20 protein-coding genes are annotated in these 25693 nt (G+C 71.7%); 8 read left to right on the top strand and 12 right to left on the bottom strand.

Annotation, left to right across the window (positions count from 1 at the left end; all coding sequences use genetic code 11):
* Nucleotides 1–34: 34 nt before the first annotated feature.
* Nucleotides 35–1735, top strand: coding sequence for an NAD(P)/FAD-dependent oxidoreductase (locus ABZ454_RS19265; RefSeq protein ID WP_359539365.1), 1701 nt, complete (start codon nt 35–37; stop codon nt 1733–1735).
* A gap of 8 nt (nt 1736–1743) precedes the next feature.
* Here ABZ454_RS19265 and ABZ454_RS19270 read toward each other — a convergent pair whose 3' ends face one another.
* The 10 genes from ABZ454_RS19270 to ABZ454_RS19315 form a co-directional block, all read right to left on the bottom strand.
* Nucleotides 1744–2592, bottom strand: a complete 849-nt coding sequence (locus ABZ454_RS19270) for a fumarylacetoacetate hydrolase family protein (protein WP_359539368.1) — start codon at nt 2590–2592, stop codon at nt 1744–1746.
* A 45-nt stretch (nt 2593–2637) separates the two neighbouring features.
* The gene (locus ABZ454_RS19275; RefSeq protein ID WP_359539371.1) at nt 2638–3663 is read right to left on the bottom strand and encodes a hydroxyacid dehydrogenase; all 1026 of its coding nucleotides are present in this window, start codon (nt 3661–3663) and stop codon (nt 2638–2640) included.
* Nucleotides 3647–4702, bottom strand: a complete 1056-nt coding sequence (locus tag ABZ454_RS19280) for a dihydrodipicolinate synthase family protein (protein ID WP_359539373.1) — start codon at nt 4700–4702, stop codon at nt 3647–3649. Before ABZ454_RS19280 ends, ABZ454_RS19275 begins: the two co-directional genes overlap by 17 nt.
* 8 nt (nt 4703–4710) lie before the next feature.
* Nucleotides 4711–5739, bottom strand: a complete 1029-nt coding sequence (locus ABZ454_RS19285) for an NAD-dependent epimerase/dehydratase family protein (protein WP_359539374.1) — start codon at nt 5737–5739, stop codon at nt 4711–4713.
* Between the two features lie 6 nt (nt 5740–5745).
* Entirely contained in the window at nt 5746–6693 is a 948-nt protein-coding gene (locus ABZ454_RS19290) for a carbohydrate ABC transporter permease (protein WP_359539375.1), read from the bottom strand.
* A 2-nt stretch (nt 6694–6695) separates the two neighbouring features.
* Entirely contained in the window at nt 6696–7601 is a 906-nt protein-coding gene (locus ABZ454_RS19295; RefSeq protein WP_356318800.1) for a sugar ABC transporter permease, read from the bottom strand.
* A gap of 92 nt (nt 7602–7693) precedes the next feature.
* Nucleotides 7694–8950: an extracellular solute-binding protein gene (locus ABZ454_RS19300; protein ID WP_359539378.1), complete on the bottom strand. Its 1257-nt coding sequence runs from the start codon at nt 8948–8950 to the stop codon at nt 7694–7696.
* A gap of 41 nt (nt 8951–8991) precedes the next feature.
* Nucleotides 8992–10248 carry a Gfo/Idh/MocA family oxidoreductase gene (locus ABZ454_RS19305; RefSeq protein WP_359539380.1) on the bottom strand — a complete coding sequence of 419 codons (1257 nt, stop codon included), beginning with the start codon at nt 10246–10248 and terminating at the stop codon, nt 8992–8994.
* A 32-nt stretch (nt 10249–10280) separates the two neighbouring features.
* Complete coding sequence (locus ABZ454_RS19310; protein WP_359539383.1) at nt 10281–12434, bottom strand: peptidase C14; 2154 nt, start codon at nt 12432–12434, stop codon at nt 10281–10283.
* Between the two features lie 208 nt (nt 12435–12642).
* Nucleotides 12643–13500, bottom strand: a complete 858-nt coding sequence (locus ABZ454_RS19315; RefSeq protein ID WP_356318804.1) for an IclR family transcriptional regulator — start codon at nt 13498–13500, stop codon at nt 12643–12645.
* Nucleotides 13501–13788: 288 nt separating this feature from the next.
* Between ABZ454_RS19315 and ABZ454_RS19320 the strand changes: the two genes are divergently transcribed.
* From ABZ454_RS19320 to ABZ454_RS19345, 6 genes are all read left to right on the top strand, one after another.
* Nucleotides 13789–15159, top strand: a complete 1371-nt coding sequence (locus ABZ454_RS19320) for an aspartate aminotransferase family protein (RefSeq protein ID WP_359539385.1) — start codon at nt 13789–13791, stop codon at nt 15157–15159.
* Complete coding sequence (locus ABZ454_RS19325) at nt 15159–16346, top strand: mandelate racemase/muconate lactonizing enzyme family protein (protein ID WP_359539386.1); 1188 nt, start codon at nt 15159–15161, stop codon at nt 16344–16346. The genes ABZ454_RS19320 and ABZ454_RS19325 overlap by 1 nt, the downstream gene beginning before the upstream one ends.
* On the top strand, nt 16343–17188 hold the full coding sequence (locus tag ABZ454_RS19330; RefSeq protein WP_356318807.1) for an amidohydrolase family protein: 846 nt from the start codon (nt 16343–16345) through the stop codon (nt 17186–17188). Before ABZ454_RS19325 ends, ABZ454_RS19330 begins: the two co-directional genes overlap by 4 nt.
* A 150-nt stretch (nt 17189–17338) precedes the next feature.
* Nucleotides 17339–18178: an SDR family oxidoreductase gene (locus ABZ454_RS19335; RefSeq protein WP_359539389.1), complete on the top strand. Its 840-nt coding sequence runs from the start codon at nt 17339–17341 to the stop codon at nt 18176–18178.
* A gap of 64 nt (nt 18179–18242) precedes the next feature.
* Complete coding sequence (locus ABZ454_RS19340; protein ID WP_359539392.1) at nt 18243–20378, top strand: peptidase C14; 2136 nt, start codon at nt 18243–18245, stop codon at nt 20376–20378.
* Nucleotides 20375–21307 carry a GNAT family N-acetyltransferase gene (locus ABZ454_RS19345; RefSeq protein WP_359539394.1) on the top strand — a complete coding sequence of 311 codons (933 nt, stop codon included), beginning with the start codon at nt 20375–20377 and terminating at the stop codon, nt 21305–21307. The genes ABZ454_RS19340 and ABZ454_RS19345 overlap by 4 nt, the downstream gene beginning before the upstream one ends.
* 61 nt (nt 21308–21368) lie before the next feature.
* Here the strand turns inward: ABZ454_RS19345 and ABZ454_RS19350 are convergent, their stop codons facing one another.
* Both ABZ454_RS19350 and ABZ454_RS19355 read right to left on the bottom strand, forming a co-directional pair.
* A complete protein-coding gene (locus ABZ454_RS19350) occupies nt 21369–22763 on the bottom strand; it encodes a solute carrier family 23 protein (protein WP_356318811.1) in 1395 nt (464 codons plus the stop codon).
* Nucleotides 22764–22903: 140 nt separating this feature from the next.
* On the bottom strand, nt 22904–24136 hold the full coding sequence (locus ABZ454_RS19355) for an MFS transporter (RefSeq protein WP_356318812.1): 1233 nt from the start codon (nt 24134–24136) through the stop codon (nt 22904–22906).
* Between the two features lie 143 nt (nt 24137–24279).
* On the opposite strand from ABZ454_RS19355, the gene ABZ454_RS19360 reads away from it, so the two are divergent.
* Complete coding sequence (locus tag ABZ454_RS19360) at nt 24280–25458, top strand: ROK family transcriptional regulator (RefSeq protein WP_356318813.1); 1179 nt, start codon at nt 24280–24282, stop codon at nt 25456–25458.
* The last annotated feature ends 235 nt before the right edge of the window (nt 25459–25693 follow it).

Here is a 25693-nt window from a genome sequence, read left to right on the forward strand (position 1 = left end):
CACTTTCCCTTTTCCCGCAAGGAGTCCGTACCCCATGACGTCCACGGTGCCCCCGGCCGTCCCGCACACCGACGCTGCCCCGCCCATCACGATGTTCGGGCCGGACTTCCCGTACGCGTACGACGACTTCCTCGCGCACCCCGCCGGAATCGGGCAGATACCCGCGACCGAGCACGGCAGCGAGGTGGCCGTCATCGGCGGCGGGCTCTCGGGCATCGTCACCGCCTACGAGCTGATGAAGATGGGGCTGCGGCCCGTCGTCTACGAGGCCGACCGCATCGGGGGACGGCTGCGCACCGTCGAGTTCGACGGCTGCGGAACCGACGGCGAACCGCTCACCGCCGAGATGGGCGCGATGCGCTTCCCGCCGTCCTCGACCGCGCTCCAGCACTACATCGACCTGGTCGGCCTGGAGACGAAGCCGTTCCCCAACCCGCTCTCCCCGACCACCCCGTCGACCGTCGTCGACCTGAAGGGCGAGTCGCACTACGCCGAGACCATCGACGACCTCCCGCAGGTCTACCGCGATGTGATGGACGCCTGGAACGCCTGCCTGGAGGAGGGCGCCGACTTCTCCGACATGAACCGGGCCATGCGCGAGCGCGACGTGCCGCGGATCCGGGAGATCTGGGCCCGGCTCGTCGAGAAGCTCGACAACCAGACCTTCTACGGCTTCCTCTGCGACTCCGACGCCTTCGCGTCCTTCCGCCACCGCGAGATCTTCGGACAGGTCGGCTTCGGCACCGGCGGCTGGGACACCGACTTCCCCAACTCCATCCTGGAGATCCTCCGCGTCGTCTACACCGAGGCCGACGACCACCACCGCTCCATCGTCGGCGGAAGCCAGCAGCTCCCGCTGCGCCTGTGGGAACGCGAACCGCAGAAGATCGTCCACTGGCCGCTCGGCACCTCGCTGGCCTCGCTGCACGACGGTGAGCCGCGCCCCGCGGTGACCCGGCTGAACCGCACCGCCGGCAACCGGATCACCGTCACCGACGCCACGGGTGACATCCGCACCTTCCGGGCCGCCGTCTTCACCGGGCAGTCCTGGCTGCTGCTGTCCAAGATCGATTGTGACGACGCGCTCTTCCCGATCGACCACTGGACGGCGATGGAGCGCACCCACTACATGGAGTCGTCCAAGCTGTTCGTCCCCGTCGACCGGCCGTTCTGGCTGGACAAGGACGAGACCACCGGACGCGACGCCATGTCGATGACGCTGACCGACCGGATGACACGGGGCACGTACCTCCTGGACGACGGCCCGGACAAGCCGGCCAGCATCTGCCTCTCGTACACCTGGTGCGACGACAGCCTGAAGTGGCTGCCGCTGTCCGCGACCGAGCGCATGGACGTCATGCTGAAGTCGCTCGGCGAGATCTATCCGCACGTGGACATCCGGGGGCACATCACCGGCAACCCGGTGACCGTCTCCTGGGAGAACGAGCCCTGGTTCATGGGCGCGTTCAAGGCGAATCTGCCCGGCCACTACCGCTACCAGCGCCGCCTGTTCACCCACTTCATGCAGGACCGGCTGCCCGCCGACAAGCGGGGCCTGTTCCTGGCGGGCGACGACATCTCCTGGACCGCCGGCTGGGCCGAGGGGGCCGTGCAGACCGCGCTGAACGCCGTCTGGGGCGTGATGACCCAGTTCGGCGGGGCGACCGACGCGACCAACCCAGGCCCCGGCGACCTCTTCGACGAGATCGCCCCGGTCGAACTCCCGGAGGACTGAGCCGGGCGCTACGCGGGCCGGCAGACGCTGCGCTGCCGGCCCAGACCCGAGATCCCGACCTCCATCACATCGCCCGGGCCGAGGTACGGGAAGCGCCCGGACAGCGCCACGCCCTGCGGCGTACCGGTGTTGATGATGTCGCCGGGCTCCAGCACCAGGTACTGCGACAGGTGGTGCACCAGATGCGCCACGCTGAAGATCATGTCCGCGGTGGAGGAATCCTGCCGGGGCTCGCCGTTGACGGAGCTGTGCAGGCGCAGCCGCTGCGGATCGCCCACCTCGTCGGCGGTCACCAGCACCGGGCCCAGCGGGTTGAAGGTGGCGCAGCTCTTGCCCTTGGACCACTGGCCGCCCGACTCCTCCAGCTGGAACGCCCGCTCGGAGACGTCGTTGCTCACCGCGTAACCCGCGATGTGTGCGGCGGCGTCGGCGGGGGAGTCCAGGTAGGAGGCGCGGCGGCCGATCACCACGGCCAGCTCCACCTCCCAGTCGGTCTTCTTCGAGCCGCGCGGAATGAGCACGTCGTCGTACGGACCGACCACCGTGTTGGGCGACTTGTAGAAGAGGATCGGCTGCTCCGGCGGTTCGGCACCGGACTCCGCGGCGTGGGCCGCGTAGTTCTGGCCGATGCACAGGAGGGCGGAGGGCCGGGCCACCGGCGCGCCGACGCGCTGTCCGGTGATGTCGGTCCCAGGGAGCCTCGGTTCGGCGGGGATCAGGTGCGGCTGGTCGGCCAGGGCGGCGAGGAAGGCGCCGTCGATGTCGTCGGTGATGCCGGACAGGTCGTAGGGGCGCCCCTCGGGGCAGACGGCGACCGGGCGTTCACGGCCCGGCTCGCCGATGCGCATCAGTCGCATGGCGGTGAGGTCTCCTGACGGGTACGGGGTGCGGGACTGGGGGGATCAGTGCAGGCGGGTGAGGGCGTCGGCGGTGACGGCGTGCACCGGGGGACGCCCGGCCAGCAGCCGCAGCACCTCGTTGACGGCGCTGGTTCCCAGCCGCTGCCGGCATTCGACGCTGCCCGCCGCCTGGTGCGGGGTGAGCAGCACGTTCGGCAGCGCGCGGAAGGGGTGGTCCACGGGCAGCGGTTCGGCGTCGAAGACGTCGATCGCCGCGTCCAGCCGGCCCGTGGTCAGCTCGGCCAGGAGCGCGTCCTCGTCCACCAGCCACGACCGGGCGGTGTTCACCAGACCGGCCCCGTCCGGCATCAGCGCCAGCTGTGCGGCGCCGATCATCCGGTGGGTCGCCTCGGTGACGGGGGCGTGTACGGCCACGATCCGGCTGCGGGAGAGCAGCGTCTCCAGCGGTACGGACGTCACGCCGAGCGCCTGGGCGTCCGCCTCGGTCAGGAACGGGTCGGTGACGCTCACCCGCGCCCCCATCGCCCGCACCAGCCGGATGTAGGCGCGGCCGGTGCGCGAGGCGCCGATCACGCCGATGTCGCTGCCGTGGATCTCGTGGCGCGGCGGGGCCTCGCTCGCCGCCGCCCACTCCAGTCCGCCGCGCAGGGCGTGGTCGAAGCGCTGGATGCGGTGGAGCAGCGAGAGGGTGAAGGCGAGAGCCACCTCGGCGACCGGGCGGGCCATCTCGTCACCGGCCTGGGTGACCAGGATGGAGCGCCGGAAGACGTCCTCGGTGACGTAGGGAGCGACCGCCGAACCGGTGTGCGCCACCAACTCCAGCCGGTCCGCGTGGGCCAGCAGGTCCGCGTCCACCTTCGGCGCCCGCCACGAGGTGATCAGGGCACGGGCTCCGGGCAGGGCGGCCGCGACCGCGTCCCGGTCGGAGTGGTCGTCGATCACGGTGAGTTCGGCCGCCCGCTCCAGTTCCCGCCACACCTCGGCGGTGAAGAACTGGGCGCGCAGGTGCGGCGGTACGGCGACGACGACCCGTGAGGAGCGGTCGGCGGGGTCAGGAGAGCCAGGCATCGAGGTGCTCCGCAACGAAGGCGTCATCGGTCAGCCAAGGGTAGGCGGCGGCCACCCGGGTGATCTCGTCGGCCTGCCCGGGGGACAGCGTCTCGGCGGGGTCCAGGCAGCGGATGTTCGCCAGCAGGCCCTGCCGGCGCAGCACTTCGTGCACGCCGGCGATGCAGCCCCGGAACGCGCCCCGCACGTCGAAGACCGCGCTGTTGGCGTCGGTGAGTTCACGGCGGCGGGCCAGGCAGCGGACCATCGCCTCGTGGTCCCCGGCGCGGGCCCGCCGGACGTCGGCGAGCAGGCTCACCGCGGAGCCCGTCCACACCGCCCACTGGCCGAGCAGCCCGCCGGCGAACCAGCGCGGGGAGCCGGCGGCCGTCTCGTACGGGGTGAGCAGGTCGCCGACGATGTCGTCGTCGTTGCCCGTGTACAGGGCCACTTCGTCGGCCCGGTCCGCGGCGGCCACCGCCCGGACGACATCGGCGGTGCGGTACCGGTCGAACGGGGCGATCTTCACGGCGGCGGTGTGCGGCAGGTCGGTGAAGGCCGACCAGAAGCCGGGCGACAGGTACCGCCCGCCGACGGCCTCCTGGAGGTAGAAGCCGATCACCGGCAGCACCTCGCCGACCGCCCGCGCCCGTTCCAGCAGCCCCTTCTCGTCCGCTCCGGGCACGGCCGGGCTGAGCAGCACCGCGTCGTAGCCGAGCGCGGCGGCGGTCTCGGCCTCGGCGACGGCCTGCGCGGTGTACCCGCAGGCCCCGGCCACCTTCACGAACGGCCGGCCGGCCTCCGCGTCGATCGTCTCGGCGGCGAGCTCCAGCACGGGGCGGAAGAGTCCCACCTCCCGCTCGCGGATCTCGAACTGGGTGGTGTGCACGGCGACGGCGGCGCCGCCGGCGCCGGAGGCGAGGTAGTACCGGGTCAGGGCGCGCTGCCGGCGCTCGTCGAACCTGCCGTCCGCGTGCAGCGCGAGCGGATGGGCGGGGATCGCCGCGCCGTGGGCCAGCAGCTCCAGCGCGGGCGTGGACAGGAGGGAGGGAGTGGACATGGAGTGGATCAGAACCTTCCGTCACGTACCTGGAACTTGGTGGGCTTGCCGGACAGCGGCAGCCCGCGGCGCAGCCAGTCGGTCTGCCACTCGACGAGGGTCCGCAGCGCCACGTCCGGGTAGCCGAACAGGGCGTGGCAGCGGCTCGCGTCGGAGAGCAGCGCGGTGGGCGCCTCCGTGCCGGCGAGTACCGGTTCGTTGCCGAACTCCTCGCCGAACCAGTGGGCTAGGCGGCGCACCGAGGCGGTCTCGGGACCGGTGAGGTTGAGGGTGAACGCCTCGCCGTCGGTGGCGTGCGGCAGGGAGCGCAGGGCGACCTCGTTGGCGTACCCCTGCCACACCACGTTGGCGTGACCGGTCGTCACGTCGACGGGCTCGCCCGCCCGGACCCGGTACGCGATGTCCGCGAGGACGCCGTAGCGCAGGTCGACCGCGTAGTTGAGTCGGATGTTGGCGACCTTGGTGCCACGGGTCAGTGCCGCGTGAGCGAAGATCCGCTCGCGGCCGAGGCACGACATGGCGTACTCGCCGACCGGCCCGACCGGGTCGCTCTCCGTACAGCCGCCGGAGGAGACGGGCACCAGCGGATACACATTGCCGGTGGAGAACGCGGCGATCCGCGCCTGCGGCCAGCGCCCGGCCACCCGGTCCGGCATCGCGGCGTTCACCGCCCAGGCGTGCGAAGGCGCCCCGGCGGAACCGAACTTGGCGCCGACCATGAAGACGATGTTCCCGGCGTCGGGCAGACCCGCCAGGTCGGCTGCGGGGTCCATCAGGTCGAAGGCGACGGTACGGACCCCGGCCGCCTCCAGTTCCGCCGCGGCGGCCTGGTCGGACCAGCGGGAGACCGCGTACACGGTCACGTCCTCGCGGCCCGCGGCGTCCAGTGCCCGGCGCGCCAGCCGGCACAGGCTCGGGCCCATCTTGCCGCCCGCGCCGAGCACCAGCAGATCGCCTTCGAGGCGGGCGAGATCGGCGACGAGTGCGGGGGAGGGGGTGGCGAGCCGCTCTTCGAGCGCGGCCTCATCGGTGAACATGGCTGTCTATCCCTTGATTCCGGACGCGGTGACGCCCTCGGTGAAGTAGCGCTGGCCCACCATGTACGCGGCGAAGATGGGCACGAACGCGATGACGGAGCCGGAGAGCACCACGTTGAGCGGCACGTTCTGCTGCTGGAGCGAGGCGATGCCGACGGTGAGGGTGCGCATGTCGGTGGACTGGCCGATGACCAGCGGCCAGAGGAAGTCGTTCCAGTGCCACAGGAAGACGAACACGCCGAGTGTGGCGAGGATCGGCTTCAGCAGCGGCAGCACGATGCGGTAGAAGATCTGCCACTCGTTGCAGCCGTCGAGCCGGGCCGCCTCGAAGAGTTCGTCCGGCAGCCCCTGGATGAACTGCCGCATCAGGAAGACCGCCTGGGCGTTGGCCAGCGTCGGCACGATCAGACCCCAGTACGTGTCGACGCCGCCCAGCTTCGCGATCATGGCGAAGGTCGGGATCATCGTGACGTGGTACGGGACCATCACCATCGACAGGAACGACCAGAACATCGTCTCCCGGCCCGGGAAGCGCTTCTTGGCGAAGGCGTACCCGGCGAGGGAGGCGAGCAGCAGCACGCCGACGACGGAGACGACCGAGTAGACCAGCGTGTTGAGCAGCCAGCGCGGCACGTCCTGGGCGCCCATGACGGTGTCGTACGCCTCGCCGGTCAGCGGCCACGGCAGGAGGCTTCCGGGGAAGTCGACCGCCGCGGACGGCTTCAGGGAGAGCACGACCATCGCGTAGAACGGGAACACCGTCACGAGCGCGGCCACGGTCAGCAGCACGCCGCGCGCGATCCGGCCGGTGCGCGTGGCACGCATGCCGTACGGGACGGTGTCCTGCTCGGAGAGCTTGCGCAGCCTGCGTCCGGCCCGGCGCGCCGCCCGGTCCTGGGGCGCGGGCGTCCGGCCGGCGGGGGCGGCCTTCGTCTTCGTGGGTGCTGCGGTCATGGTCACTGGTCCTTCCCGATCACGAGCCGCTGGATCACGGCGACCACCACGGTCAGCACGAAGAGCGCGACCCCGATGGCGGAGGCGTAACCCAGGTCGAAGTACTTGAAGCCCGCGTCGTAGAGCTGGAAGACGAGCGTGTAACTGGCGTTGGCGGGGCCGCCGCCGGTCATCGTGTACACGGCGTCGAAGACCTGGAACGAGGCCGTCGTCTCGATCACCGCGAGGAAGAACAGCGCGGGCTTGAGCTGCGGCAGCACGATGTACCGGAACCGCTGCCAGGGCCCGGCCCCGTCGGTGAGGGCGGCCTCCTCCAGCTCGCGCGGGATGTCCTGCATCCGGGCGAGCAGGATGAGCATCCCGTACCCGAAGCGGGACCAGACGCCGACGAGCGCGAGCGCGGGCAGCACCAGCACGTCGTCGGAGAGCCAGGAGCCCTCGGACATCCCGAACCAGCCCATCAGGGTGGACCAGGGGCCGCCGGTCGAGAAGATCCACACGAAGACGGTCGCGGCCAGCACGAGCGAGGTGACGACCGGCAGGAAGAACACCGAACGGAAGAACTTCGCGCCGCGGAACGCCCGGCGGGTGATCAGCGCCAGGGACACCGACGCGATGAGCGTGCCCGGCACGGCGAGCACGGTGTAGAGGACGGTGACCCTCAGCGCCTGCCAGAACAGCGGGTCGTCCCACAGGCGGGTGAAGTTGTCGAGCCCGATGAAGCTGCCGCCGCCGGTGAGGGAGTAGTCGGTGAAGCTCATCAGCACACCGGCGACGCCCGGACCGAACCGGAAGGCGAGGAAGAGGAGGAAGCACGGAAGGACGAAGAGCAGGCCGATCCGGGCCTCGCGGCGCGCCTGCGGCCCGCTGCGACGGCCCCGGCGGGTGGGTTCCGCGACGACTGCCACGGGGATCTCCTTGCGGTACGGGGGGATTGCGGGGAGGTCGGGGGAGTGCCCCCGACGGGGTGCGGGGCCGGGGTCCGGCCCCGCGGTTCCGGTCAGCGGCCGAGCATCGCCTGCGCGGCCTTCTGCGCGGCGTCCAGTGCGTCCTGCGGGCTCTTCTTGCCGAGCAGGGCCGCCTGGATCTCCGGCGCGAGCATGCCCTGGACCTCACGGGCCTTGTCCTGCAGCGGGCCCACGTCCATGCTCGGCAGCGTGGCGCCGACGGCGCTCTGGAGCGCGTCGCCGGGGTACAGGTCGCCGCCGGACGTGCGGGCCGGGAAGAAGCCCGCGGCCTTCTGGAGACCGGCCGCGTTCTTCGACTCGGCGACGAAGTTCAGCCAGTCCCCGGTGTTCTTCTTGTCGGCGCCCTTGAGCATCGACAGCGCGCCCACGGTGCCGTAACCGACCGACGCGGTGTCCTTGAGCGGCGGCTGGACGACGATGTTCTCCTTGCCCCAGAACGGCTCGACGTCCGCCGGGGTGTTCTGCCAGGTGCAGGCCACCTTGCCCTTGGCCGTCGGCGTCTGCTCCAGCTTGGGCGTGGTCGTGACCAGGTCCTTGTCGGTGTAGCCGCCGTCGACCAGCTTTTTCAGGTACGTCAGCGCCTTGACGCCGGCCGCGTCGTTGAAGGTGACGTTCTTGCCGTCCTCGGAGAAGACGTCACCGCCGGCCTGCCACAGCAGCGGGTAGAACGTCATGTTCAGCGTCTGCTGGGTGTCACCGCTGTAGCTGGTGGCGTAGTAGCCCTTCTCCTTCAGCTTCGGGGCCAGCGCCTCCAGGTCCGCCCAGCTCGCCGGGTAGGTCTTCTCGCCGATGGCGGCGAACACGCGCTTGTCGCAGATCAGGGGGTTGGCGCTGGTCAGGATCGGGGTGGCGAGCGCCTTCCCGCCGACGGTGACGGACTTCAGCGCGAAGTCGGTGTAGTCGGACCTGGCGTCGGCCGGCATGTAGTCGTCGGCCGGGACGATGCTCCTGGCGTACTTCGGGAGCTGGTCCGGGATCAGATAGACGGCGTCCGGGCCCTTGCCCGAGGCGATGGCCGTGGCCAGAGCGGTGTCGCGGTTGGCCCACGGGAAGGTCTCCACCTTCACCGTGACGCCCGCGTGCTCCTTCTCGAAGGCCTTGACGAGGCCGTCCCAGTACGCCTTGTTCTTGGCCTCGTCGAAGATGACCGGGTAGGTCCACATGGTGACGGTGTCGTCGTCGCCGCCGCTGCCCGAGCAGCCGGCCAGCACACCGGCGGCGAGCGAGGTGGCCACGACGGGGACGGCCAGCGCACGGACTCTGGAACGACGCGTGAGAAGACGGGACATGAGGGGGTCCTCCGAGGACGTGAGGGTGGGGCGGGAAGAGGTCACTGCGCCGGAACCGTCTGGACGGTGCCGGTGTGCCGGGCACGTTCGGCGGCGAAGGCCGCGAGATGACTGCCGAGCGAGGTGGCGGGGCCGGAGCGCACGGCCCCGGCGTCGCCGGTGGCGACGGCGGTGACGAACGCCTCGACGAGCGCGGCGTCCCCGCCGCCGTGCCCGTCGGCGGCGTTCGACCCGGACGCGCCGAGTTCGTGGACGGCCGACTCCCCGGTCCGGAAGTCCTGCACCGTGACCCGTTCGCCGTCACCGATGAGCCAGCCGTGCGAGCCGAAGATCCGGGTCTGGCGGTGGGTCTGCTCCGTGAACGCCACCATCTGGAAGGTCGCGGTCACGCCGTCCGTCAGCTGCATGGCGAGCACCTGGTGGTCGACCACGTCGTTGTCGCTCCGGTACGCGCAGACCCCGTACGGGCCCTCGCGCAGCGCCTGTACGAGACCGGCCTCGTCGGTCGCCTCGGTGACATGCGTGACCGGCCAGACCGGGCCCTTCTCGCGCAGCGTCGGCAGGTACAGCTTCAGCGCGCTGTACGGGCAGCCGGACTCGACCGCACAGTCGAGGCAGCGGTCGGCGGACCCGGCAGGGGCGTTCTCGGGCCGGAAGTGCTTCAGCCCGCCGAAACCGGTGACCTGCTCGATCCGGCCGCCCATGACGTACGTGATCCAGTCCAGGTCGTGACAGGACTTGGCGAGCAGCATCGGGGACGAGCCCTTCTCGCTGCGCCAGGGGCCGCGTACGTAGCTGTGGGCGTAGTGCCACCAGCCGACCGGCTCCAGATGGTCGATCGAGACCAGCTGCCCGAGCACACCGGAGTCCACGACCCCCTTCACCAGGTCGGTGTACGGGGTGTACCGCATGACGTGGCAGACCGCGAAGAGGACCCCGGCCCGCTCCACCCCCTCGACGATCCGGCGGGTCTCCTCCTCGGTCGGGGCGAGGGGCTTCTCGGCGAGGATCGCGTAGCCGGCCTCCGCCAGGGCCAGCACCGGCTCCACGTGGAAGCGGTCCTGGGTGGCGACGATCACGGCGTCCGCGATGCGGTTCTCGGCGAGCGGCCGCCAGTCGTCGAACTCGACGGGCGCACCGGCCGCCGCCCGTGCGGCGGGGCGCGGGTCGGCGACGGCGACGAGTTCGGCGCGCTCGGGGTGCGCCTTGATCCACTCGGCGTACGTCAGACCGCGGTTGCCGGCGCCGACGAGGGCGACCCGTACGGGCCGGCCGGTGATCGGGGTATGCGTGGACACGGGGAATCCCTGGTGCTCGAAGGGGGATGTGGTCAGAAGCGGAGCGTGGCCGCGGTGTGGGCGACGCGCTCGCCCTCCTCGGGCAGCGCGGTGCGCTCGGTGCCGTCCTCGACGCAGCCGGTGTGCAGCAGATGGCTGGAGGCGCCGGCGAAGGCGGCGGGCCGCAGTTCGAGCCGGCCGCCGGTGAAGGTGCAGCCGGTCGCCCGGTAGCGGTTGGCGCCCTCGGTGAGCAGCACATGGGCGGTGCCCTCGTCGGGGGCCGAGTCGAGACCGCTGAGCTGCCAGTCGACGGTCCGCCCGGAGCCGGTCCGGGCGAGCAGGGCGCCGTCCTTGTTGGTGCCGCGCAGGCGCGTTCCGTCGATGCGGAGGCGTTGGTCCTTCGCGGACGTCAACCGCAGCCCGGTGTCGCGGAGTTCGCCGCCGAGGACGGTGATGTCGGCGTGGGCGAGCGAGAGGGGCGCGGTGTCCCTGGAGCCGCTCAGCGTGCACTGGTCGACGACGAGCGGCCCGGTGCCGTTGAACACCGCGCCGTCGACGCCCTTCAGCGTGGTGCGCTGGAGGGTGAGCGGGACGGTGACGTTGGACTGGGTGATCTCCGCGCCCGCCGCGAACGCGAACGAGGAGTCGGCGATCACGTTGGGGCGGGCGGAGAGGTCCGAGGCCCGGGAGACGATCAGCGGACCGGTGGCCGTGCAGCCCCGCATCTGCACCCCGTCCGCGTTGACCCAGAGCATCCCGGAGCCCGCCAGCGACTTCTTGCCGATGACCAGCACGTCCTCCAGCGTCAGATCGGTGATCTTGACGCGGGCGACGAACCAGGAGCAGGCGTGCCGCCGTACGGTGATCCGCTTGGCCCTGCCGCCCCAGGCCGCGCCCGAGTTGGCGAACGTCATCAGGCCGGAGTTGCCGGTGTAGACGAGGTCGTGCTCGAACTGGCCGTGCGTCACGAACGGGCCCTCGTCGTCACCGTCGCCGTGGCAGTTGGTGACGTAGCAGTAGGCGGAGGCCGTGAAGTCGTTGAGGTGGCGGGCGTTGGAGGTGTGACAGTCCTCCACGTGCCCGTACAGGCAGTAGATCTGCTGGGTGAGATAGCCCGCGCCGCCGTAGGTGACGGACTTCGGGTTGGTGAGCGCGCACTGCTCGGTGCGGTAGTACGTGCACCAGCGGCGCATCACCACGGGCCAGAAGGTGCCGACGGCCTCGATGCCGGAGACGTCGCAGCGCACCGCGTACTCGTACGCGACCGGGTGCGAGCCGGTCATCTCGTCCTCGCCCCAGCCCTCGAAGACCATGTTCCGTACGTGGGCGCGCTCGACGGGCTCGATCCGGGTCCAGGTCAGGGTGCGGCCGGCCGCCAGATCCCAGCCGATCTGGTAGTTGACCCGGATGTGCGCCGGGTCGACGACGTCGGTGACCTGGACCAGGCGCTGGATCTCCTTCTCGTACGTCCCCGCCAGCGCGTTGACCTCGACGGCCCACCACTGGCCGACGGCGAACCCCGACGAGTCGCCGACCTCGAAGAGGTCCGAGAGATCCGGCATCGCCGCGCTCAGGCTGTGCCGGACGGTGGTGTCGGTGACGGTGCCGCGGAAGGAGAGGACGGCGCCGAAGGGGTTGTCGTGGGTGTTCTTCTCGATGCCTTCGGTGCGTATGCGGTGTCCGCCGAAGTCGAGCTCGATGTGCGAGCGGTTCCACAGGTGGCGCTCGGTGAAGAGGAGGTCGGTGTGGGCCTCGACGCGGTGGACGCTTCTGTCGTCGATCATCGCGTCGAGTGCGGCGTCGGCCGGGGTCTCGGCGTCGAAGTGGCCGAAGGTGCGGAAGTCGAGCGTGCCGGTGTGGAGTTGGTGCCAGCGTCCGGTCGCGGTCGTCCGGTCGGGGGCGATGACGGTTCCGCCGTTGTGCGCGGCGGTGGACTTCGTGTCCCAGCGCAGGGCCATGGCGCCGCCGTCGCCGGGGGCCCGGTAGCCGGCGAGCAGGACCTGGGCGCCGTCGTCGAGGGGCTTGGTGTTCAGGGCGCGCAGAGCGGCGACCGTGTCCAGGCGCAGGACGTCACCGGCGGGGGCGGGCGCGGCCTGCGCGGTGCCGGCGGCCACGGCCGTACCGGCCATGACCAGACCGGCCAGACCCGAAGCCCGCAGCAGATTGCGGCGGGACGATGCAGGGGTGCTGTGGTGCGGAACGCTCATGCGGACTTCGCCTTCCGAGAAGTGCGACGAGTGAGGGAGCGTTCCTGTGGTGAACTGCCATGGGGCGGATGGCTGAAAAGGGTTCGGTCATCGGATGTTCACGGCGCGGTGGGCAGGCGCCGGAAGCGGACCGGAGGGGGCAAACCGTCGGTGACGGCTGAATGTCACCTCGGTTGGCAGGGAACCTACGGCGGGTGAAGCCGATCGGTCAAGACCCGAATCCGTCGGATTGAGACGCCTCGGAGCCGGAAGCATCCGGGTCCGGGTCCTCGGTCCAGCCCAGTGAGACGCTGATCCGGCGGGCCGCGTCCCGGACCTGGCCGCCCAGTTCCTGGTAGCGCCAGGCCGGAAGGCCGAGCTTGAGACCCGTGATGGAGACGGCCCCGGCGCACACCGACCGGTCGTCGAAGACGGGCGCCCCGATGCAGATGATGCCCTCGGCGTCCTCCTCGTCGTCCAGGGCGTAACCGACCCGGGCGATGTCGCGGAGGTGGGACAGGAACGTCGCCGGGTCGGTGATGGTGCGGGACGTGCGCCGGGGCAGCCCGAACCGCTCGACGATCGACGCGGCCTCGCTCTGCGGAACGGCGGAGAGCAGCGCCTTGCCCAGACCCGTGCAGTGCGGCAGCTCGCGCTGGCCCATCCGCAGATCGAGCCGGACGCGCTGGTCGAGCTCGACCTGGTCCACCACGACCGCGTGGCCGTCCTCGGGGACGGCGAGCCGGGACGCCATGCCGGTGACCCCGGTGAGGTCGCGCAGAACCGGGTGGGCGACGCCGCGCAAGGAGACCTGGGACCTGGCGCGGTCGCCGAGCCGGGCCAGGCTCATGCCCAGCCGGTAGCGGCGGTTCATGCCCTCGCCGTCGTCCGAGACGAGGCCGTACGCACGCAGGGTCTGGAGCATGCCGAAGGCGGCGCTCTTGGAGATGGAGCAGGCCTGGCCGACCTCGGTGACGCTCAGGCCGTTCCCCTGCGAGGGAGCGGCGAGCGCTTCGAGGATGTCCGCTGCCCTGGCCACGCTCCTGACCCAGTACTTCGGTTCTTCTGGCGCAGCACTGTTCGTCATAGCAGAACAGCGTAGTGCCTTTTGGTGGTGCCGAGAGTGCCTCCGGGCAAGCGGGCCCGCGATTTCAGGCGTCGATTGCCCGGCAGGGGGTTGACCGGATTTCGGGGCGGACGTAATATCCAGGCACTGTTCTGCTCTACAGAACAGCGTTCTGAAAAAGCGAGACGCATCACCGAGCACCACGGATCACCTCTTCCTGCGGCGACTGCCGGGCGGATGGCGCCAGGGACTCACGGGCCGGGCAGGGCCCGCGAAAACCGACGACTTTCGACGCAAGGAGCAAGCACCATGAGCTCAGGCCCGGTAGGCAACCAATCCGGAGCCCGACTCGCCGAACGCGCCCGCCAGGTCGTACCCGGCGGCGTGAACAGCGGTCAGCGCAGCGTCCCCGGACTGACCGACCTGGTCGTCACCGGGACCCACGGCGCACGGTTCCGCACCGCCGACGGACGCGAGTACACCGACTTCCACTCGGCGTTCGGCCCGCCGCTGCTCGGCCACAACGACCCCGACGTGGCCCGCGCCACCGCCGAGGCGGGCGCGACGCTCGGCCACATGGGCGTCGGCGTCACCGAGGGCGAGGTCCTCCTCGCCGAACAGCTCACCGAGCTGATCCCCTCGATCGAGAAGGTGCTGCTCACCAGCACCGGCAGCGAGGCCACGTTCCACGCGCTGCGCGTCTCCCGCGCCGCGACCGGCCGCCGCCTGGTCGTCAAGTTCCAGGGCTGCTACCACGGCTGGCACGACGCGGTCAGCCTCAACGTCATCTCCGAGCCCTCGAAGGTCGGCGGCCACGACCCGATCTCGACCGGCATCCTGCCCGAGGTCCTCGAAGCCACGCTCGTCCTGCCGTTCAACGACAGCGAGGCCGTGCGCCGCGCCTTCGCCGAGCACGGTTCCGACATCGCCGCCGTCATCGTCGAACCCGTCCCGCACAACGTCGGCGCCCTCCTGCCGTACCAGGAGTTCCTCACCACGCTGCGCGAGGAGACCACGAAGGCGGGCAGCGTCCTGATCTTCGACGAGGTCATCACCGGCTTCCGCCACGACACCGGCGGCTGGCAGAAGATCTCCGGCGTCACCCCCGACCTCACGACCCTCGGCAAGGCCATCGCCAACGGCGCCCCCGTCGGCGCGATCGGCGGCCGGGCCGACCTGATGGACCTGTTCTCCACCCGTCCCGGGGCCCCCGCCTTCTTCGCCGGCACGTACAACGGCCACCCGTCCGTCGTCGCCGCCGCCCTCGCCACGCTGCGCAAGCTCCGTGAGGAGCCGGTCCACGACCACGTCTTCCGGCTCGGCGAGCGCGTCCGCACCGGACTGGCCGGCCTCTACGAGCGCCTCGGCGTCCCCGCGGTCGTCACCGGTTACGGCTCCGTCTTCGTCAGCTACTTCATGCCCGGCGAGGCCCCCCGTACCTACGCCGACCTCCTGAACAACGACGCCTCGATGTTCGTCGGCTACCGCCGCAGACTCCTGGAGCACGGCTTGTTCGAACTGCCGCTCAACCTCAAGCGCAGCCACATCAGCTACGCGCACACCGACGCCGACGTGGACCGTCTGATCGAAGGCACCGAGGCCGCGGTCAAGGCCGTGCTCGCCGACGGCGGCGCCCGCGACCTGGAGAACACCTCGACCATGGGCGGAGCGACCCGCTGATGCTGACCGTCAACCGCACCCGCCCCGCCGGCCCCGCCGGACGCATCACCCGCGTCGAGACCCTGATGCTCGGCACCTCCTGGCGCGACTTCGGCTACGTACGCGTCCACACCGACGAGGGCCTGAGCGGCATCGGCGAGATCACCCACCCCTACCGTGTGAGCGAGGTCTGTGCCCTCACCGAGGCCATCGCCCGGCGGCACCTGATCGGCGCCGACCCCTTCGACACCGAGGAGCTCTGGCTCCGCGTCTACCAGGGCGACTTCCTGCGCGGCGGCGACATGGGCGGCATCGCCCTGTCCGGCCTCGACCAGGCGATGTACGACCTGATGGGCAAGGCGCTCGGCGTTCCCGCGTACCGGCTGACCGGCGGCGCGTGCCGTGACGACGTCCGGGTGTACGGCAACGGCTGGTACACCGGGGAACGCGAGCCCGAGGTCTTCGCCGCCAAGGCGAAGGAGACCGTGGCCAAGGGCTTCACCGCCCTCAAGTTCGACCCCTTCGGCCCCGGTCTGCACGAGCTGGAGCGGGCCGAGCTGCGCCGCTCCCTCGACCTCGTGGCCGCCGTCCGGGAAGCCGTCGGACCGGACATCGACCTCTTCATCGAAGGCCACGCCCGTTTCGCCATGCCGACCGCCGCCCGTCTCGTGCGGGAGCTGGAACCCTTCGACATCGGCTGGTTCGAGGAGCCGATGCCCTGGACCCACATCGAGCGGTACGCGGAACTGCGGCAGCGCGCCGCCTTCCCCCTCTCCGGCGGCGAGCACTTCCACAACCGCTACGAGTACAAGCAGCTCTTCGCCACGAACGCCGTCGACATCATCCAGCCCGACCTCTCCATGGCCGGCGGCTTCACCGAGGTCCGGAAGCTGGCCGCGATCGCCGACACCCACGGCATGCTCGTGGCCCCGCACAACTCCAACTCACCGCTCTGCACCACCGTCTCGGTGCACGCGGCGCTCGGAATCCCCAACTTCAAAATCCTCGAAACCTTCGACGGGCTCCTGGAGCCGTTCGTCTTCGACGCCCTCAAGGGCACCCTGCCGATGGAAGGCGGCCGCATCGGCCTGCCGACCGCCCCGGGGCTCGGCGTCGAGCTCGTCGACGAGGTCTTCGAGGAGCACCCGCCCAGCCACCGCTTCTGGAACATGTTCGCGGACGGCTGGGAGAAGCGGAACCGCACATGATCGTCGACGTCCACTCCCATCTCTTCCGGCACAGCCACGACTTCACCGACCCGTTCAGCTCCGACTCCGCCCGCGCCCACGCGGGCGAGGTCGACCTCACGGTGAAGTGGGAGGAGTACGCGGCCACCGCTCCCGAGTCCACCCGCACGATCGTCGTCGGCGGCAAGGCGCGGCGCAGCGGCCTCTGGGTCGACGACGCCGCCGTGGCCGCGTACGTCGGAGAACACCCCGACCGGCTGATCGGCTACCTGGCGCTCGACCCCACCCAGCCCGGCTGGCAGGACGAACTGCGCTACGGCCACCAGGAGCTCGGCCTGCGCGGCATCAAACTGATGCCGATGTACGCGGGCTTCGACCCGGCCGCCGAGGAGTACGACGAGCTGTACACGTACGCCGAACGCAACGGGCTGCCGCTCCTGGTGCACACCGGTACGACCTTCGTCTCCAGCGCACCGCTGGAGTGGGCGATGCCCCGCCACCTGGACGCCGTCGCCATCCGCCACCCGGAACTGCGGATGGTCCTCGCCCACCTCGGCCACCCCTTCGAGGGCGAGTGCATCGCGGTCATCCGCAAGCACCCGCACGTGTACGCCGACCTCAGCGCCCTGCACTACCGGCCCTTCCAGCTCTGGCACAGCCTCCGGCTGGTCCAGGACTACGGGGTCTTCCACAAGGTGCTGTTCGGCAGCGACTACCCGTTCACGACCGTCGACGACTCGGTGAAGGGGCTGCGGGAGATCGCCCGCATCCCCGGCATCCCGGGGTTGCCGCCGCTCGACGCGGACGCGGTCGAGGAGATCATCCACCGCCCCTCGCTCGATCTGCTGGGCCTGAACGGCTGACCGGCCGTTCCCCACCATCTGCGGGCCGGCGCCCGGGCCGAACCCCCTCGGCCCCGGTGCCGGTCCGTAGCCGGGCCGCCGCGCCCACCCCCGTTGTGTCCCCGCGCGGCGGCCCACCTCCCGCTCCTCCCCGTCCGAAGGAACCCCGTCATGACCGCAGCCGTCCCGCCCCGTGGCACCGACCGCTTCGACCTGACCGGCCGCACCGCGGTCGTCACCGGAGCCGCCCGGGGCCTCGGCCGGTCCTTCGCCGTCGGGCTCGCCGAGGCGGGCGCCGACCTGGTCCTGGTCGACCTGCCCGGGGCCGAGGGTGTCGCCGAGACCGCGTCGGCGGTCGAGGCGCTCGGCCGGCGGTGCCGCACCTACGGGCAGGACCTCGCGGACACCGAGGCGCTGGCCGGCTTCGTCGACACGGTGCGAGCCGAGGCCGGACCGCTGCACATCCTGGTCAACAACGCGGGCACCGCGGCCCTGGAACGCTTCAACGAGATCACCCCGGCCGGCTGGTCGCGCATCATGCGGGTCAACGTCGACGCCGTGTTCTTCCTCAGCCAGCGCGTCGCCGAACACATGACCGCCGACTCCGTCGCCGGCCGCATCATCACCATCACCTCGAAGAACGCCCTGGTGGCGGAGGCGGGCCTGGCCCACTACAACGCCTCCAAGGCCGCCGCCCAACTGCTCACCGAGACGCTGGCGGTCGAACTCGCCCCGCACGGCATCACCGCCAACACCCTCGCCCCCGGCATGGTCGAGACCCCCATCGACGGCGCGTTCCCCCTCGACCGGGAGGCCTTCGAATCCGCGTACCGCGAGCGCATCCCGCTCGGCAGGTACGCGCAGCCCGACGAATGCGTGGGCGCGTTGCTGCTGCTCGCCTCGGACGCCGGGGCGTACCTCACGGGAGCCCGCCTCGTCGTGGACGGGGGAGTGCTGGCCGACCAGATGCCGCGGACGCGCTTCATGCCGCCGTACCGCAACTCGATCTGACCGCGACCGGCCGGCAGCCGGTTCTCACCGCGTACGCATCGACCACTCGAGGAGCACCTGCGCCATGTCCGTCAATGCATCGTCCCGCCGGAATCTTCTGCGGGCTTCGGGTCTGGCCGGTCTCGTCATGGCCGGTACGGCCGTGGCCACGGGTTCCGCGCCCGCCGCACCGGCGCACCCGGGCCAGGTGCTCCGTGCCGACACGGTCGCCGCACTCCGGGCGCTGAACACCCAGCCCCTCGACGACGGCGCCCAGGCCCTGGTCGCCGGATACCGCGCGCCCGGCGACGGCGGCGGCATGGCCCTGCGCTGGGACCGCGCGTCCACCGCCGCGCACAACGGCGGAACCGTCATCGCCCCCCACGGCACCGGAACCGGGCGCTGGCACCAACTCCACACCGGCACGCTCGACTTCCGCACCTTCGGCCACTTCGACGCCGACACCCCCGCCGACGCGGCCCTCGACGCCATGGTCGACGACAGAAGCGTCCACCGCGTCGAAGCCCACACCGACCTCCTGTTCACCCGGCGCCACCGCTTCGACCGCTCCGGCATCACCCTCGACTTCGGCGGACACCACGTCCACACCACCGGCATCGAGAAGAACACCCACGACAACCCCTTCGGCGCCGTCCTCTCCTTCCGCGGCACCGTCACCGACACCACCGTCCAGCACGCGCTCTCCGCCACGGTCGTCGAACTCACCGACACCTTCCCGGTCCCCGACACCAAGGCGTTCGCGGTCGGCCAGTGGTGGGCCGTGCAGGTCGCCCCGGTCGCGGGCGGCGGCGGTGACGAGCGCGAGCTCCAGAAGCTGGTCGAGATCACCGAAATCGTCGACGCCGGACACATCCGGATCGGCTACCTCAACGGCTGGGAACTCGCCGCGGGCCGCGAGCTCACCTGGACCCGGATCGAACCGGTCCGCGACACCCACATCCGCAACCTGGTCTTCGAGGGCGCGGGGCCCGACGAGTACACCGGCTCCCACCCCGTCAGCTTCGAGTACGCCGTCGGCTGCGACGTCTCCGGCATCCACGCCACCGGGACCTTCTGGCCCGTCATCATGCGCCGCTGGTGCACCCGCTTCCGCACCGAGAGCTGCTCGCTGAAGAACCCGCCCACCGTCGAATACGGCGGCGCGGGCTACCTCACCCAGCAGATCTACTGCCTGTACGGACGGGTCGCCGACTGCACGACCAGCAACGTGCGCCACCTCAACGACCTGACCGCCTCCGCCTACTGCACCGTCGTGAACTGCCACGGCGACGGTGACGACGCGGGCGGCAACCCCTTCACCACCCACGGACAGTACGAGCACGACCTGCTCTTCGACGGCAACTCCGGACTGATGGACATCGCCAACTCCGGGGCGCAGTGGGGCATCTCCGCCAAACGGATCACCGTGCGCAGACACGTGTGCTCCTGGTTCACCGCCAACACGAAGATCACCGACCTGACGCTGGAGGACGTCACGGTGATCGCGCGCCCCACCTTCGACCAGGCCGGCACCCTCACCGTCAACGCCGACGGGGCGCAGGTGCGCGGCTGCACCGCGAAGACCTTCGCCGTCGCCCAGCGCTCGGCCCGCTCCACGCGGCCGACCACCATCAGCGACTGCTCCTTCGCACCCCCCGCCGGCGCCGTCCTCGTACAGACGCCGGTCACCGCACCGGTCCACTTCGTGCGCTGCACGTTCCGGGGGGTCGACGGAGCGGTTCTGCGCGGCGCGGGCCCCGTCCACTTCACCGACTGCACCGTCACCGGGACCGAGAACGCGGCCCCGCTCTCGGTCGGTTCCGCGGACCTGCGGATCGACGGCGGTACGTACGACAACACCGGCATCGAGCTCAGCGGCGTGCGCGACCAGCGGATCACCGTCACCGGTGGGGCCAGGTTCACCGGCGGCAACAAGGCCGCGGCGCTGCTCGGCCGTGCGGCCGGCCCGGGAGAGGCGACCTGGGACCTCACCGGCCTCAGCAGTACGGCCACCGGCGCCGACACCGCGCACATCCGCATCGCCGACGGCACGAACCACTACGCGGCCACCGGCAGCCGCTTCACCGGCGGCACCCTCCACCTCGCCGCCGGCGCACTCCGTTCGGTCCTGCACACCGCGTGCGTCGAGGACGGCACGCGACGCAGCGCGATGCCCCCGGCCGGCGACACGGTGCGCACGGACGGGAACCTCGTCCTGTGAGCGCCTTCGTCCGCACGGCGACCGCCGCCGACGACCCCGCCCTGGCGGCCCTGTGGCGCCGGTGCTTCGTCGCCCCGCACCTCTCGGACCTGCACGCCCTCGACCCCGAACGCCACCGCCACACCTTCGTCGCCGAGAACCCCGAAGGGGACGGGATCGACGCGGTCGTCGTCTACGTCCCGAGGCTGATCCGCGACGCGGCGGGCACCCCGCAGCGCGTCGGCGGCATCGGCAGCGTCGCCACCCGCCCCGAGGCCCGGGGGAAGGGGCTGATCCGGCTGCTGCTCGCCGCGGCGGAGCGCACGATGACCGCCGAGCGGTGCGCCTGGTCGCTGCTGTTCACCGGCACCCCCGGCGTCTACCGGAGCTCGGGATGGCAGGAGTTCGGCAGTACGTACACCGAGGGGGCACTCGCCGCCCCGGCCGGCCCCGGCGCGTTCCCGGTCCGCGCGGCCACCCCGCGGGACGCCGTCGAGGTGGCGGCGCTGCACCACGCGTACAACGCGGGCCGGCCGCTCAGCTCGCTGCGCGCGCCCGAGGACTGGGCGGTGCGGGTGCCCGCCTGGTACGGCCCGGTCGAGCGGTCGCTGGTGGCGGTGGACCCCGCCTCCGGGGCGCTCACCGGCTGGATCGTGGCGCAGTACGCGGGGGACCGCGTGGAGGTGCGCGAGTTCGCGGGTGCGGACGCGTGCCTGGGCGCGCTGTTCGCCGCCGTCGGTGCGCGCGGCCGGGCGGCGGGTCTGACCCGGGCCCGGGTCCGCGTTCCCGGCGGCCCAGGAGTGACGGCCGCCCTTCCCGCCCTGCTGGCCGATGCCCGCCAGGTCACCGAACACACGGGGATGGCGCGGCCGCTGCACGCCACGGCCGCATCCGTGCGGGCCACCGTCACGGCGCCCGGCGCCGTCCACTGGTACGGCGACTCCTTCTGAGCGGCGGACCGCACCCCGGCCGGGGTGCGGTCCGCGACGGTCACGCCCGTCGGCCGGGGAATCAGGCCCCCTCGGCCGGCGGCTCCTTGTCGTACGCGGACGTGCCGGAGTCGAGGAGGGGCTCCTGCGTCTTCAGATGGGCCGGGGCGAAGGCCCGCAGCACGTGGTAGCCGGTGATCACCACGATCGTGCCGAGGGCGATCCCGCTGAGCTCGAAGTTGTCGGAGATCTTGAGGCTGACACCGCCCACCCCGATGATGATGCCCGCGGCGGCCGGCACCAGATTCAGCGGATTGCGCAGGTCGACCTTGGCGTTGAGCCAGATCTGGGCGCCCAGCAGCCCGATCATGCCGTACAGGATCACGGTGATCCCGCCGAGGACCCCGCCGGGAATGGCGGCGACCACCGCACCGAACTTGGGGCACAGGCCGAACAGCAGGGCGAAGCAGGCGGCGGCCCAGTAGGCGGCGGTGGAGTACACCCGGGTCGCGGCCATCACCCCGATGTTCTCGGAGTACGTGGTGTTCGGCGGGCCGCCCACGGCGGTCGACAGCATCGAGGCGGCGCCGTCCGCGGCGATCGCGGTGCCCAGCTTGGCGTCCAGGGAGCGGCCGGTCATCTCGCCGACGGCCTTCACGTGCCCGGCGTTCTCGGCGATCAGGGCGATGACGACGGGCAGCGCGACCAGGATCGCGGACCATTCGAAGCTCGGAGCGTGGAACGAGGGCAGCCCGACCCAGTCGGCCTTCCCCACACCCGACAGGTCCAGCCGCCAGTGGTCCACGGCCTCGGCCCCGCCGGCGGGCGAGTGGATCTTCCCGAAGACCCGGTCCAGCACCCAGGACAGGACGTAACCGAAGACGAGACCGAGGAAGATCGCGATACGGGAGAAGAAGCCGCGCAGACAGACCACGGCCAGTCCGGTGAACAGCATCACCAGCAGGGCGGTCCACTGGTCCTGCGGCCAGTACGTCGACGCGGTCACCGGCGCCAGGTTGAACCCGATCAGCATGACGACCGCGCCCGTCACCACCGGGGGCATGGCCGCGTGGATGATCCGCGCGCCGAAGCGCTGCACCGCGAGACCGGCGAGGAAGAGCACGGCGCCGACCACGAGGACGGCGCCGGTGACGACCGCGCTGCTGCCGCCACTGGCCCGGATCGTCGCGGCGACCCCGACGAAGGAGAGCGAACAGCCCAGGTAGCTGGGCACCTGGCCGCGCGTGGCCAGCAGGAAGATGGCCGTCGCGACACCCGACATCATGATCGCCAGGTTCGGGTCCAGGCCCATGAGCACCGGGGCCACGAACGACGCGCCGAACATCGCGACCACGTGCTGGGCGCCGAGCCCGAACGTCCGGGGCCAGGAGAGCCGCTCGTCGGGGCGGACCACCGCGCCCGGTGCGGGCGTCTTCCCGTCGCCGTGCAAGGTCCAGCGCACGCCGAGGCCGCCCATGGTTGCTCCCTGTGTAGAGGTGCGGAGTCCGGTGCCTGCTCGGGCACGCCGCCGCCGCGGAAAAGACCTGCGCCATGTTAGTGCCGGAACGGGGCGTCCTTTCGGCCGGGCTCCGGACCTGCCGGACGCCCCGCCGCACGTCAGGTGCGCGGAGCGGCCGCGGCCTTGCCCGCGGCGCCGGCGTCCGAGGCCGCCACGGCCTTGCGGTCGCCGGCCCGCAGCACCCCGGCGCCGAGCACCAGTCCGAACGCCAGCACCGACACCACACCGAACGAGACGACCAGCGAGGTGGCCTCCGCCAGGGAGCCGATGGCCGACGGGGCGATGAGGCCCGAGGTGTACGTGATCGTGGCGACGCCCGCGATCGCCTGGCTCGGGTTGGGGCCGCTGCGCCCGGCCGCCGCGAAGGCGAGCGGGACGACCACGGCGATGCCGAGCCCCATCAGCCCGAAGCCGGACATCGCCAGGGCCGCGTTCGGGGCGGTGACCACCATCACCCCGCCGGCCGTCGCGAGGACGCCACCGGTCCGCACGGTCCGTACCGCGCCGAAGCGGTCGACGATCCGGTCGCCGGCGATCCGGGCGACGGCCATCGTCAGGGCGAACGCGGTCGTCGACGCGGCCGCCAGTCCGGCCGAACTGTCCAGGACATCGCGGAGGTAGACCGCCGACCAGTCGAGGCTGGCCCCCTCGGCGAAGACCGCGCAGAAGCCGACCGCGCCGATGATCAGAGCCGACTTCGGCGGCAGCGCGAAGCGCGGCGGCGGCTCCTCGTCCGGTTCGCTGCGCAGATCCAGCACCCGCTGGCAGGCGATCAGACCCAGAACGGTGAGCACGAGTGCGGCGATCGTGTGGTGCAGCCGCGCGTCGGCGCCCACATGCGCGGCCACCGTGCCCGCCGCCGAACCGATGAGGGCGCCGACGCTCCACATCCCGTGCAGCCCGGACATGATCGACTTGTCGAGGCGGTTCTCCACCTCCACCCCGAGCGCGTTCATGGCCACGTCGGACATGCCGGCCGAGGCCCCGTACACGAAGAGCGCCGCGCACAGCGTCAGGAGGTTGGGAGCCAGGGCGGGCAGGATCAGGGCCAGGGTCCACAGGGCCAGCAGCCCGCGCAGCGCGGTCCGGGCGCCGAATCGGTGACTGACCGCACCGGCGAGCGGCATCGCGAGCGAGGCGCCGATCGCCGGGAAGGCCAGGGCGATGCCGAGCTGCCCCGCGCTGACTCCCGCGTGGTCCTGGATCCAGGGCACCCGGGTGGCGAAACTGCCGGTCACCGTGCCGTGCACGGTGAAGACCGCGGCAACGGCGTACCTGGCCCGCCTCACCTCTCGTGCTCCGAAGACCGTAGCCGTGGAATCCGTCGTCATCACGCTGTTCCCTCCCCTGGAGATTCCTCCGCGGCGCTCCCGGCGCAGTGCTCCGCGATGCGGGCAGTAAACTATCAGGAACCCTGCCTGATAAATAGACCGCCCGGTCCCGCACCGTGGCGGCGATCTGGAAGGATCCCGGCATGCCCGCATCCCCGAGCACCGCCCGGGCCATCAACGACCGGCTCGCCCTGCGCCTCCTCCAGCAGGACGGCCCGCTGACGGCCACGCAGTTGAAGACCCTGACCGGACTCTCCCGGCCCACCGTCGCCGACCTGGTCGAACGACTGCAGGGAGCGGGTCTGATCCAGGTGGTCGGCGAGGCCGGAGCCGAACGCCGCGGGCCCAACGCCCGGCTCTACGGGATCGTCGCCGACCGCGCGCACCTCGCCGGCCTCGACGTACGCACCGACAGCGTCGCCGTGGTCGTCTCCGACCTGCTCGGCGCGATCCTCGCCGAGGCCACCCTGCCGATCGGCAGCGATACGGACGCCGACGACGCCGTCGAACAGGCCGTCGCCCTCCTGGAACGCACGGCGCGCACCGCCGGCGCCGCGCCGCTGCACAGCGTGGGCGTCGGCGCCCCCGGCCTCATCGACCCCGTCACCGGGGAACTGCGGGACACCACCGGTCTGCCCGCCTGGCACCGCAGACTGGTCCGGGTGCTCCAGCAGCGGCTGCCCGCGACCGTGCTGGTGGAGAACGAGACCAATCTGGCCGCCGTCGCCGAACACCGCGCCGGAGCCGCCCGCGACCACGACACCTTCGTCCTGCTCTGGCTCGGCCACGGCGTCGGCGCGGCCGTCATGCTCGACGGGAAACTGCGCCGCGGCGCCTCGGGCGGTGCGGGGGAGATCGGCTTCCTGCCGGTACCCGGCACGCTCGGGATCCCGTCCGCCCTCAACTGCGACGGGGGCTTCCACTCGCTGGTCGGCTCGGCGCCGGTCTGCGAACTGGCCGCCGCCCACGGCATCACCGCACCGGCCGGGGGACAGGAGCCCGGTGCCGCGGTCGCCGTCCGGGCGGCCCTGGCCGGGGAGGGGGACAGCGAGACCTTCCTCGGCGCCTTCGCCGACCGCCTCGCCCTCGGCGTCGCCGCCGTCGCCTCTGTCCTCGACCCGGGCTGCGTGCTGCTGGCGGGCGAGGTCGGTTCGGCCGGCGGCGAGGCGCTGGCCGCGCGCGTCGAGGAGCGGCTGGCCAGGATGTCCCCGCTGCGCACCGAGGTCCGGGCCGGCCTGCTCGGCGGCACCGCGGTCCTGCGCGGCGCGCTGCTGTCGGCCCGTGAGGCGGCCCAGGAGGCGTTGTTCGCCCCGGCGGTGTGAGGGTGCCGTTGTCCTTGGTGCGGGGTTCCGTCCTCAATCGCCGGACGGGCTTGTGTGCGGGTTGCCCCGCGGGGCGGCGCGGATTGCCCGGTGGGTGGGGGTGGGGGCCCTCCGGGCAGACTCCTCAAAAATGGCGTGTGCACCCGACGACGCACTGGTACCCGGGTCGTACGCCATTTTCTGCGGGGACTGCCCTGCACGCCCCCACCCCGCAACAGTAGCGTCATCGGATAAG

It is taken from the genome of Streptomyces sp. NPDC005803 (genome assembly GCF_040630435.1).
GTDB lineage: Bacteria > Actinomycetota > Actinomycetes > Streptomycetales > Streptomycetaceae > Streptomyces.